Origin of the sequence: Nocardia sp. NPDC050175 (genome assembly GCF_044459885.1) — a bacterium.
Lineage (GTDB): Bacteria > Actinomycetota > Actinomycetes > Mycobacteriales > Mycobacteriaceae > Nocardia.
In genome coordinates this window covers 354785-367545 of record NZ_JBITJI010000004.1, presented here as the reverse complement: position 1 = coordinate 367545, position 12761 = coordinate 354785, and the positions used below count along the sequence as shown (strand labels likewise).

7 protein-coding genes are annotated in these 12761 nt (G+C 66.4%); all 7 read left to right on the top strand.

Annotated features, from left to right (window positions below; all coding sequences use genetic code 11):
* Nucleotides 1–94 precede the first annotated feature (94 nt).
* A complete protein-coding gene (locus ACIBK2_RS16200; protein ID WP_396967882.1) occupies nt 95–586 on the top strand; it encodes a single-stranded DNA-binding protein in 492 nt (163 codons plus the stop codon).
* 610 nt (nt 587–1196) lie between these two features.
* Nucleotides 1197–1904, top strand: coding sequence for a helix-turn-helix domain-containing protein (locus tag ACIBK2_RS16195; protein WP_396967881.1), 708 nt, complete (start codon nt 1197–1199; stop codon nt 1902–1904).
* 683 nt (nt 1905–2587) lie between these two features.
* Nucleotides 2588–4264: an energy-dependent translational throttle protein EttA gene (ettA, locus tag ACIBK2_RS16190; protein ID WP_396967879.1), complete on the top strand. Its 1677-nt coding sequence runs from the start codon at nt 2588–2590 to the stop codon at nt 4262–4264.
* Between the two features lie 493 nt (nt 4265–4757).
* Nucleotides 4758–9707, top strand: a complete 4950-nt coding sequence (locus tag ACIBK2_RS16185; protein WP_396967877.1) for an NAD-glutamate dehydrogenase — start codon at nt 4758–4760, stop codon at nt 9705–9707.
* A gap of 8 nt (nt 9708–9715) precedes the next feature.
* A complete protein-coding gene (locus ACIBK2_RS16180) occupies nt 9716–10171 on the top strand; it encodes an acyl-CoA thioesterase (RefSeq protein WP_396968480.1) in 456 nt (151 codons plus the stop codon).
* Between the two features lie 43 nt (nt 10172–10214).
* A complete protein-coding gene (locus tag ACIBK2_RS16175) occupies nt 10215–10880 on the top strand; it encodes a hypothetical protein (RefSeq protein ID WP_396967875.1) in 666 nt (221 codons plus the stop codon).
* A 223-nt stretch (nt 10881–11103) separates the two neighbouring features.
* The gene (locus tag ACIBK2_RS16170) at nt 11104–12660 is read left to right on the top strand and encodes a prenyltransferase/squalene oxidase repeat-containing protein (protein WP_396967873.1); all 1557 of its coding nucleotides are present in this window, start codon (nt 11104–11106) and stop codon (nt 12658–12660) included.
* Nucleotides 12661–12761: the final 101 nt, after the last annotated feature.

The window sequence follows — 12761 nt, the reverse complement described above, 5'->3', positions numbered from 1 at the left end:
ATCACCCGTCGCATCGGTGAGGCTGGAGAAGTCCTCCTCGCGGGGAGGAAGTCTCCGGGCAACCGCCACGGGCCGAATGCGAAGGGGCGTCATCATGTACGAGGCGAATGCGACCGTCGTCGGGACGATCGTCAACAATCCGATGAAGCGTGAGCTGCCGAACGGCGAGCAGATGCTGATCTTCCGGATGGCGAGCAACTCGCGCCGACTCGACCAGAAGACGGGGGAGTGGGTCGACAACGGCACCCTGTTCCTCAACGTGAGCTGCTGGCGCAGGCTGGTGGCGGGCGTGGACGCCTCGCTGCGGCGCGGCGACCCGATCATCGCGCACGGCCAGCTGCGCTCGCACGAATACCGCAGCAGGGACGGGGTGGAACGGCGCGACCTGGAGATGCGGGCCACCGCCATCGGTCCCGACCTCGGCCGCTGCACCGCCCGGGTGACCAGATGGTCGGAGATGCGGAATACTGGCGACCGCTTCAGTGCTGAACATCAGGTGCCGGCAGGCGACGGGCTGGGGGAGAATGTCGCAGCCGCCTCCACGGCGCCACCCCGAACGACCCACCCCGAGCACGTCGACGCCTGACCAGGCCGCGCACTGCGAGGGTATCCGCCGGTTCAACTCACCGAGGGCCCGCATCGGCCCGTGGCGCGCCGCCCGATCTGATAACAACCATGCTTGCAGATCCGGCATGGCCACGAGATATCCACCCATGGGAGTGTCGTCGATGAGGGCTGGGTGTTGAACGTTACAACAACGGGTTTGCCGCAGACCTGTCCAAGGTTGCGGTTCGCACCCTACACTGCGAGGGAGGTGAAGATATGACTTCACTTCAGCTGGAGATCATCTATGAAGGTCCGAGACTGACTGTGTACGGCGTGGTCGACCATAGGGGCGAGTGTGCAGCCTCGGCGTGGCTGGCCGGCCTGGATGACCGCACCAGTGCCCAATTCCGGGCGCGGTTCGCTCGACTCACCGAGGTGGGCTTCTTACGGAGTCCAGACGAGATGAGAGTCCTACAATGCCCCGGAAGTCCACCTGTCTCAGAGATCAAGACAAGGACCGGTTTCCGGCTCTACGCGGTCAGGCACGAGGAGAACTGGGTGGCTACGCACGGAGCAAAGAAACCGCCTGATCGGAAGGTTTGCAAACAAGCCGAGCGTGCACGTGAGATATTTAAGGGGGCGCAACGGAAATGACAACTTGGTTTAGACGTACATCGGAATCTGACGCGCTGTTCGCTGAGGAGCGACTTGTTCTGGCTGCGAACGAGCTGGTGTATGAGGCCATGCATGCGACCGGAAAGAATAAGAAGCAACTGGCGGATTTGCTGAAGGTGCGGCCGACGGAAGTCAGCAACAGACTGAGTGGACGTCGGAATCTAACCCTGCGTAGCTTGGCTCGAATGATGCATGCTCTCGGCTTCGATGTAGAGCTTCGTGCTATCAAGTATGAAAAAGGTAGCGGAAGCAGGTCGCAACGTGAGGCGCGCATTGGCGAGCGTGTGAGCAAGGAAGTGGTGGCGCGCCCCGAGCCTGATGTCGTACGAATTTGGCAGGCCATATTCCTAGCTAAGCTGCAAGGCGACATCCCCGGTGACGAGCGCGAGGTGGCTAAGCACATCAGCGAGGTGTCGTCGGTCCTCGGGACGCTCGATCAGGTGCTGGCGGCGAGCGTAGATCGTCAGATGGATGGTGTTGTTCGGCTCAAACTGCGGGTAACTGCGCACGATCTACTTGACGCGGGGAATGTAAGTACCAGCGCGATTCGGGCTGCGATTCATACAGCTGGAGGGAATACGCCCGGTTGGGAGAAGGCGGTGGAAGACATCGTCTCAAAGTTGAGCGTAGAAGTTGCTGAGGTCGATACGGACGCTCCTGATCAGACTGCTTGCTCGGCATGAAGCCGCTGATCCTCGAACGCTGATAAGACCCACTTATCGACGGTTGGTCGATTATCTGAAATCGAATGAATGCGTGGCTGTTTCAGTCCAGTGTCCATTCAGCTCGATCTAGTAGGAGTTCACGCGCCAGGCTGGGCGGATAGTAACTGGATCGTTTCAGTCACGGATGTATCGAAGTCGGCAGGATAACTTTTGGAGTGTCCCGCCTGAACGGAACCGGATCGTGGCCGCTGGCTAAGGGACGGAGTGTTGCAGGGGGAGACTCTCGCTCGATGACATCAGTCGTGCTGATGGTCTGCTGGACATGCAGCGGCAGATCCCACGCATTGACTGGGTTCCGGTGCTCTCTCTGCTTCCGGACGGCCGAACTGACGCGACGTCAGGGGGTGGCGTGACGTCAGAGTTGGGATGGCATGCACGCTCACTCGACCTCGGCCGCTGCACCGCCCGGGTGACCAGATGGTCGGAGATGCGGAATACTGGCGACCGCTTCAGTGCTGAACATCAGGTGCCGGCAGGCGACGGGCTGGGGGAGAATGTCGCAGCCGCCTCCACGGCGCCACCCCGAACGACCCACCCCGAGCACGCCGACGCCTGACCAGGCCGCGCACTTTTGGCCGCGCGCTGCGAGGGGTATCCGCCGGTTCAACTCACCGTTTCCGACACCGATAGGCTTCCTCCTTATGGCTGAGTTCATTTACACAATGAAGAAGGTTCGCAAGGCGCATGGTGACAAAGTCGTGCTCGACGATGTCTTCCTGAACTTCCTTCCCGGCGCCAAGATCGGTGTCGTCGGCCCGAACGGCGCCGGTAAATCCAGCGTGCTGAAGATCATGGCGGGAGTGGACCAGCCGAACAACGGCGAAGCGTTCCTGGCGCCCGGCGCGACGGTCGGCATCCTGATGCAGGAGCCCGCGCTGAACGAGGAGAAGACGGTCCGCGGCAACGTCGAGGAGGGCCTCGGCGAGGTCAAGGTGAAGCTGGATCGCTTCAACGAGATCGCCGAGCTGATGGCCACCGACTACTCCGACGAGCTCATGGACGAGATGGGCAAGCTACAGGAGTTCCTCGACCACGCCGACGCGTGGGACGTCGACTCCCAGCTGGAGCAGGCGATGGACGCGCTGCGCTGCCCGCCGCCGGACGAGCCGGTCACCAACCTCTCCGGTGGTGAGCGCCGCCGCGTCGCGCTGTGCAAGCTGCTGCTCAGCAAGCCCGACCTGCTGCTGCTCGACGAACCGACCAACCACCTCGACGCCGAGAGCGTGCTCTGGCTCGAGCAGCACCTGGCCGCGTACGCCGGCGCCGTGCTCGCCGTCACCCACGACCGGTACTTCCTCGACAACGTCGCCGAGTGGATCCTCGAACTCGACCGCGGCCGCGCCTACCCCTACGAGGGCAACTACTCCACCTACTTGGAGAAGAAGGCCCAGCGACTCGAGGTCCAGGGCAAGAAGGACCAGAAGCTGCAGAAGCGGCTCAAGGACGAGCTGGCCTGGGTGCGCTCCGGCGCCAAGGCCCGCCAGGCCAAGAACAAGGCCCGCCTCGGCCGGTACGAGGAGATGGCAGCCGAGGCCGACAAGCACAGGAAGTTGGACTTCGAAGAGATCCAGATTCCGGCGGGTCCGCGCCTCGGCAGCGTGGTGGTCGAGGTCGCGCACCTGGACAAGGGCTTCGGCGACCGTCAGCTCATCAAGGATCTGTCGTTCACGTTGCCGCGCAACGGCATTGTCGGCGTCATCGGCCCGAACGGTGTCGGTAAGACCACGCTGTTCAAGACCATTGTCGGGCTGGAGGCGCCGGACAGCGGTGAGGTGAAGGTCGGCGAGACGGTCAAGCTGAGCTACGTCGACCAGAACCGGTCCGGCATCGACCCGAAGAAGAACGTCTGGCAGGTGGTGTCGGAGGGGCTCGACTTCATTCAGGTCGGCAACCAGGAAATGCCGTCGCGCGCCTACGTCAGCGCGTTCGGCTTCAAGGGCCCGGATCAGCAGAAGCCGGCCGGCGTGCTCTCCGGTGGTGAGCGAAACCGGCTGAACCTGGCGCTCACCCTCAAGCAGGGTGGCAACCTGATCCTGCTCGACGAGCCGACCAACGACCTCGACGTGGAAACCCTCGGTTCGCTGGAGAACGCGCTCGAACAGTTCCCCGGCTGCGCCGTCGTGATCTCCCACGATCGCTGGTTCCTTGACCGCACCTGCACGCACATCCTGGCGTGGGAGGGCGACTCCGACAACGACGCCAAGTGGTTCTGGTTCGAGGGCAACTTCGAGGCCTACGAGGCCAACAAGATCGAGCGCCTCGGCCTGGAAGCGGCGCGCCCGCACCGGGTTACGCACCGCAAGCTGACCCGCGACTGATCCGTCGGCGGACCTCTCCCCTCCGCCGCGGACCTGATCGGGACCGAGTCGCCGGCGTCGAACACGACGTCACGACTCGGTCCCGGCGCGCGACGCAATACCGTACGCCCGTTATGTCTCGTATCCGGCACAACGGCACTGGACCCGGTCCCACGGCCGTGACGAATCTCGCTACTGTGGGACACGTGAATGCGCAGGCACAGTTCGAGCAATCGGCGGTCCCCACCGTCGACCTGGTAGCCGAGCTGAACCGAGGTGCTTCGGCCCCGCTGCCGCCGCAGAAAGACCCTGTCGCGCACACCTGACGTTCGTGCGTCCGAACGATGCTGTGCCGAGATCATTCATCCGAGCTGGGCAATCGCGTGGCGAACACCGCCGTGATGGTGAACACCCCAGGATTGGAAGGGATTTCACCCCCTCGTCTTCCACGCACAGCTACTCTCGGACCGGCGTCGCTTTGTTACGGAACCGAATCCGAGGAGTTGGCGAAAAAATGACGGTCTCGTCCGAATTGTCCAGTGCGGCGTGGGCCGCGAGTTTGCCGCAGGCACTGCGCGGCGAACTTGCGACTCTCGAGGAGGCGTATTTCCGCCACGTCGACGCGGGCGATGTGGACTGCGCGATCACCGGCATCACTCAAATCTTCCGGCGGCACATGGAGTTGGCCATGCACCGCCCGGCGGACCGGGCTCTGGTCCGGGTGTATCACCCCGACGACGGCTCCGGCCTCGGCGCGGCGGTACAGCTAGTCACCGACGACATGCCGCTACTTGTCGAATCGATCACCTCATCGCTGACCCGGCTCGGTGTCAGCGTGAGCGAAGTGATCCACCCGATCTTCGAGGTGGAACGCGATGCGGACGGGCTGCTGCAGCACGCCGCACCGCACGAAGTGGACGGCACCAACGGCGCGACCGCGCTGCGCGAGTCGTGGATGCACCTGCAACTGCACCCGTCCACCAGCCGGGCGTTGCTGAGCCGGATCGAATCCGCGATGCCGAACGTGGTCGCCGACGTCCGTCAGGTCATCGGTGACACCGAGTCCATCAAGGACGTGCAGAGCAGGCTGGCCGACGATCTGGAACTGGCCGCGAAGTCGGGCACCGCGCCGTTCGCCGACACCGACCTGGTGGACACCGCGAACCTGTTGCGCTGGCTGGCCAGCGGCAACTTCACCGTGCTCGGCTACGCCCGCTACCAGCTGAGCGCCGAGCAGGGGCAGGAGTCGTCCAACCCGATGCCGGGCACCTGCCTCGGCGTGCTCCGGCCCGACGTCGGCACCGATTTCCGGGTGCCGATCAACGCCGCCGACCGGCCGCTGCTGATGCTGACCCAGGGCCTGGTCCCGGCCACCGTGCATCGCTCGGTATACCCGTACTTCATCGGCGTCGCCGACTTCGACGACGCGGGCACCATCGTCGGCGAGCACCTGTTCATCGGCGTCTTCACGGTCACCGCGGTGCACGAGAACGTGCTCGACATCCCGGTGATCGAGCGTCGGGTGCGCGCGGTGATCGAGGAGAGCGGGTTCGACCTGGAGTCGTTCTCCGGGCAGGCGATGCTCGAGGTCATCCAGTCCTTCCCGCGCACCGAGCTGTTCTCCTCCGACGCCGAGACGATGCGCCGGACCGCCCTCGCGGTGCTGAACATCGGGCTGCGCCGGCAGGTGCGCCTGTTCCTGCGCGCGGACGGCTACGGCCGATTCGTCGCGTGCATGGTCTATCTGCCGCGCGACCGCTACACCACCAGGGTGCGGCTGGAGATGCAGGACATCCTGGTCCGTGAACTGGGTGGCGTCTCCATCGATTACTCCGCCAGGGTCGGCGAAAGCGACTTGGCCAGTGTGTATTTCACGGTGCGCATGCCGGAGGCCGAGCACGGCGCGCCGCGCTACGCGGCACCGGCCGCGGACACCTCCGAGGCCAACCGGCTGCGCATCCAGGCGCTGCTCGGCGAGGCGAGCCGGACCTGGGAAGACCTGCTGAACGACGAGGTCAGCACCTCGACGATGCTCGACCCCGCGGTAGTGCAGCGCTACTCCGAGGCGTTCCCCGACGCCTACAAGGAGGACTTCGAGGCGGGCCGCGCGCTCGCCGACATCGTCCGCCTGGAGCACCTGCGCGACGGCGGCATCGATCAGTACCTGTACCGCAATATCGCGTCCGACCCCGGTTCCTGGCGGTTCTCGCTCTACGTCGCCGGCCCCGGCATCTCGCTGAGCCAGGTGCTTCCGGTGCTGCAGAGCCTCGGCGTCGAAGTGGTCGACGAGCGGCCGTACCAGCTGGAGCTGGAGGCCCAGCCCGGCGGCGACCCGAGCACCGGCGGCGAACGCTGGATCTACGACTTCGGTCTGCTGGCCCGCCCCGAGTTGCTGCGCAGCGCGCTCGACCGGGACCTGGACGCGGAACTGCTGGAGTCGTCCAAGCGGGCGGCCGTGCTGGAGGCGGAGGTTCGCGGCCTGCGCGAGCGGTTCACCGAGGCGTTCGAGGCGGCCTGGTACGGCCGCGCGGAAGCCGACCCGCTCAACGAACTGGTGTTGCGCGCGCGGCTGCCGTGGCGTGCGGTGTCGATCCTGCGCACCTACGCGAAGTACTTGCAGCAGGCCGGTTTTCCGTACAGCCAGGCCAACATCTCCCGGGTGCTGCTCACCTATCCGGACGTGGCACGGCTGTTCGTCGACCTGTTCGCGGCGCACTTCGACCCGGACACCGTCTCGGCCGAGCACGCCGCCGAGTTGGACGGCCAGGTCTGCGGCCGGATCGACGACGTGGTCAGCCTCGACGCCGACCGGATCCTGCGCGCCATCCTCAACCTGATCAGGGCGACGCTGCGCACCAACTACTACGTCACCGACGCCGAGGGCATGTCGCGTGACTACGTGTCGGTGAAGGTCGAGCCGCGCGAGATCAGCGAATTGCCCAAGCCGAGGCCGCAATTCGAGATCTTCGTGTACTCGCCGCGAGTCGAGGGCGTGCACCTGCGGTTCGGTCCGGTAGCCCGTGGCGGGTTGCGCTGGTCCGACCGTTTGGAGGACTTCCGCACCGAGGTGCTCGGTCTGGTCAAGGCGCAGGCGGTCAAGAACGCGGTGATCGTCCCCGTCGGCGCCAAGGGCGGCTTCGTGGTGAAGCAGCCACCGGCCGCCACCGGTGACCCGGTCGCGGATCGTCAAGCACTCGGCGCCGAGGGCATCAGCTGCTACCGCACCTTCATCTCCGGCCTGCTCGATGTCACCGACAACGTGGATCGCGCGACCGGCGAGGTGGTACCGCCCGCCCGGGTGGTGCGCCGCGACAGCGACGACACCTACCTGGTGGTGGCCGCCGACAAGGGCACGGCGACGTTCTCCGATATCGCCAACGATGTGGCCAAGCGCTACGGCTTCTGGCTCGGCGACGCGTTCGCCTCCGGCGGCTCGGCGGGCTACGACCACAAGGCGATGGGCATCACCGCCAAGGGTGCCTGGGAGAGCGTCAAGCGCCACTTCCAGGAAATGGACATCGACACGCAGACACAGGATTTCACCGTCGTCGGTGTCGGCGATATGAGCGGTGACGTCTTCGGCAACGGCATGCTGCTGTCCGAGCACATCCGCCTGCTCGCGGCGTTCGACCACCGGCACATCTTCTTGGATCCGAACCCGGACACCGCGGCTTCCTACGCCGAACGGCAGCGGATGTTCCAGCTGCCCCGCTCGTCGTGGGCGGACTATGACGCCTCGCTCATCAGCAAGGGCGGCGGCGTCTACGACCGCACGGTGAAGTCGGTGCCGATCAGCCCCCAGGTCCGAAAGGCGTTGGGGCTGGCCGACGGTATCGAATCGCTGTCCCCGCCGGAGCTGGTGCACGCGATCCTGCTCGCGCCGGCCGAACTGCTGTGGAACGGCGGCATCGGTACCTACATCAAGGCGAGCACCGAGGTCAACGGCGACGTCGGCGACAAGTCCAACGACGCGGTCCGGGTCAACGGAAACCAGTTGCGGGTCAAGGTGATCGGCGAGGGCGGCAACCTGGGTGCGACCGCGCTCGGCCGCATCGAGTTCTGCCGCAGTGGCGGCAAGATGAACACCGACGCGCTCGACAACTCGGCCGGCGTCGACTGCTCCGACCACGAGGTCAACATCAAGGTGCTGCTCGACGGCGTCGTCAGCGCGGGCCAGCTGTCCGAGCCGGAACGCAACCCGCTGCTCGCCTCGATGACCGACGAGGTCGCGCAGATGGTGCTGGACGACAATGTGGCGCAGAACTTCCTGATGGGCATGTCCCGCACCGACGCACCGCAGATGCTGAACGTGCACATGCGGCTCATCGACGATCTGGAAGCGCGCCGCGGCCTCGACCGGGAGCTGGAGGCACTGCCCTCGGCAGCGCAGCTGAAGCGCATGCTGGAGGAGGGCGCGGGGCTCACGTCCCCGGAACTCGCCAATCTCATGGCGCACGTGAAGCTTTCGCTCAAGGCCGACCTGCTCGAGACGGATCTGCCGGACAGCCCCTTCTTCGTCACCCGGCTGCCCGACTACTTCCCGACACCGTTGCGGGAGCGGTTCGGTGCCGCGATCAAGAAGCACCGGCTGCGCCGGGAAATCCTCACCACGATGATCGTGAACGAGATGGTCGACTACGGCGGCATCACCTACGCGCACCGGTTGAGCGAGGAGACCGGCGCGACGCCCACCGACTCGGTGCGTGCGTTCGCGGCGGCCACCGAGATCTTCGGGCTGCCGGAGATGTGGGCGCGGATCCGCGCGGCCGACGCCGCCACCGCGGTGCGTGACCTGCTGGAGCTGGAAACCAAACGGACACTGGACCGGGCCTCGCGCTGGTTCCTGAGCAACCGGCCGCAGCCGATCGCGGTCGGCGCGGAGATCAACCGGTACTGCCAGGACGTGCAGGCGCTGGCGCCGAAGGTGCCGGGCTGGCTGCGCGGACATCACGTCGCGACGCTCACCGATCAGTCGGCCGAGCTCATCGCCCGCGGTGCGCCGACCGACCTGGCCACCGAGGTGTTCGGGCTGCTCAACCTGTTCCCGCTGCTCGACATCGTGGACATCGCCGACATCACCGATCGCGACGGTGACGAGGTCGGGTCGCTCTACTACGCGCTCAACGAGCACCTCAAGATCGACTGGCTGCTCCAGGCGGTGAGCCACCTCGAACGGGGCGACCGCTGGCACTCGCTGGCCCGGCTCGCGCTGCGCGACGATATGTACTCGTCGCTGCGCTCGCTGACCCTCGATGTGCTCTCCGCGGGTGACCCGGAGGAGAGCGCGGACGAGAAGATTGCATACTGGGAGTCGAAGAACCAGTCTCGGCTCGGGCGTGCCCGGGCCGCACTGTCGGAGTTGTTCGAGTCCGGAACCCACGATCTCGCCACGCTGTCGGTGGCCGCGCGGCAAGTGCGAAGCATGGTGAGTGGGGTGGGCGCCCAATCGGAGGTACCACGTTGACCAGCTCGTTGAACGGTAGCGGGAAGGCGACGGGTGGCAATGTCGTGCTGCCCAAGCGTTTTCACACCCAGGTCGAGGTCAGGTGGTCGGACATGGATGCTTTCCAGCATGTGAACCATGCCCGCATGGTGACCCTGCTGGAGGAGGCGCGCATCCCGTGGCTGCTCGAGCCGGGCCGCCCGACCGCCGCGCTCGGCACCGGCTGCGTGCTGGCCGACCTTCGGGTGCGCTACCGCGGACAGCTCAGGCACGAGGACACACCGCTCGATATCGCGATGTGGATCGAACGGCTGCGGGCGGTCGACTTCACCATCGGCTACGAGGTGCGGGCCGCGGGTGCGGCACCGGACTCGCCTGCCGCGGTGATCGCCTCCACCCAGATCGCCGCGTTCGACATGTCCGGGCAGCGCCTGCGCAGGCTCACCGAGGCCGAACGCGACTATCTGGCCGAGTGGCTGGACTGATCCGCATCGGTATTCGCTGGTCCAGAACGGCAGCACAGCCGTGATGGCAGAACAACGCGTATTGCACGTGTCCGATCCGGCGGAGCGAGAGAACCTCGCGACGTTCCTGACTCGGGCGGTGCGGCTGGACCCCGCGGCGGTGGTACGTATCCGCCGCCGCGGGGATCAGTACGTCGCGGCCTGGGTGGCAACGGGTTTCGAGGCGCTCGCGGTCCGCACCATCGTCGGTGAGCTCGGCGTCGACGACGTCACCGTCGGCGCCGACATGGTGCTGGCCGGGCTCGGCTCCGGCCTGCCCATCGACCTCGGCTACTCGATGGATTCCGCATGGCGTGGCGCGCTACCGCCGGTCGACGGCTTCCTGCACATCGACGACGTACCCGCCCGCACCCTGGTCGAACTCGCCGAACAGGGCGCCCAACTGGCCAAGGAACACGGCAGCAGTCACGGCCCACCCGCCTCCCTGCTCGACCAGACCGTGCTCACCGTCTCCGGCGCCGACACCCAGGTCCAGGTCCCGATGCGCGTCGTCTTCGCCCTCACCGCAATGGATTTCATCCCGCACTCCGGTGACAAGGCCGACTCCCGCCGCATCCTGCCCACCGAAATCGTTCGCATCCGAGCCACCAACACCTGGCTCCGGATAGACGCTCGCTACGGCTCGGTGGCCCGCCGCCGCGCAGGCAGCATCTCCCTGTCCCCGAGCTGACCTAGTCGCGAAGGCCGAGTAGTGCGCTGCCGCTTTGTGTGGAACATGCCCTCGGGCAGGCCAATTGCGATCATCCGGCGTTCGCCGCACACCAAGATCGTCTTTTCGATGCGTCAGTTCCGTTGCGGGAGGAGCATGTTGAGGTATCCCCCGACAGCGCGGCAAGTGCGGCGACGGCACTCGGCGCGCGACGCACCGACCTCGAGCATCCGAAAGACTGCCCATGCGACCCGCGACACCCACCCATGCCCAGATCAGCTGGGCCCCTGAACTTTTTCCGCCGCTCCTCGCTCCCGCAACCGCGCGCCTGCGGTCCCGGCTGACGGCGCGCGTCGGTCCCGACGGCGCGGTCCGCGACCCTTGTCAGAGCCGGGTCCTGGAGTCCGTGCTGGCGCTGAACCTGCTGGAGCGGACCGATCTGCAACCCCAGCGGCGGACTCGCCTCGTCGACTATCTGCGTGCCGTGGCCACGACGGACCCACTGGATCGCATCCTGGTCGATCTGGCCCTCACCCGCACCGCGACCGCGGGTCCCACTGCGGGATTGGCCGAGGTGTTCCTCGCTCGCGCACCCGGCTTCACCGGCGCTCGCAAACACGCCATGTTCGATGCGACCTTCGCCTTATACGGTCTAGTACCCCCGCGCCCACTGGACCCGGGCGCCTTCGACCTGACCGGCTTGCACTGCTGGGCCAGAGTGCAGGTCACCGCGGTGAAGATAGTCCTCGCCGACGCCGCGGACCGGCACGACCAGATCAGCGACGAGGACGTGCGGATTCTGCTGGAAACCCAACGCCAGAGCCAAGTCTGGGAGGACAACGTCCTCATCCACCTGTGGGCGCTGCACGCGCTGCACCGCCTCCCGCACACCGAGCACGTCGTGAGCGAGGGGGTTGCCAAGGCCATGGCTCATCAGCGGGACGACGGCGGACTGCCGTTCGTCGCCAACACCGACACCTGGTGCACCGCCACCGCCGGTGTCGCACTCGCCGCCGCCGGTGCCCCGCGCGAGGTCCTGCACACCGTCGCCGCGCACCTGGTGTCCCAGCAGCAGCCCGGCGGCGGCTGGTCCTACACCGACCTGGCCTATCAAACCGACGTCGACGACACCTCGGTCGCCATCCAGTTCCTGGACACCCTCGACACCGTCCGGTACCGCGAACCGATCCGCCGCGGCGAGCAATCACTGATGGCGGTCCGCAACCCCGACGGCGGGTTCCCCACCTACATCGCCGGGGCCGCGTCGGAAGCCTGCATGACCGCCGCCGCCGTCGACGCGCTCACCCCGCAGTGGCAACGCCGCCACGCGGCCATCATCTCCGGGCTCGAGTTCCTGGCCGACCAGCAACGCGCGGACGGCTCCTTCCCGCCGGACTGGTCGAGCAGCCGACTACACACCGTCTTCCGCGCGCTGCTCGCCACCACCCGCAACCCCGGCCACCACCCCGCACACCTGCTACAGATGACCAAACAGATCATGACCCTCGTGCTGGACGGGCAGAACGCCGACGGCGGCTGGGGACAGCAACACGGGGAACCCAGCGACCCGATCAGTACCGCCTACGCCCTGATCGCCGTGTGCCGCCAGGACGACCCGGCACCCGCCGCGCGCGCGGCGACCTACCTGCTGTCCTGCCAGCGCGACGACGGCAGCATCGCCGCCATCTCCGACTCGATCGGGCCGCGACCGCTGCGCTTCACCATTCCGGTCCTCGCCGACATCTTCACGCTGCTGGCCCTCGGTCACCTCGACCGCCGCATCGATGAGCGTGTTCGGTGAGGTTCCCCGCCCACATCGGCCCACAAAGGGCGTCGGCGCGCGTTCCACTTCAGCACGGATTCGCGGCGGAGGGCGCAGTCACCGGAATATGCTGGCGCAGT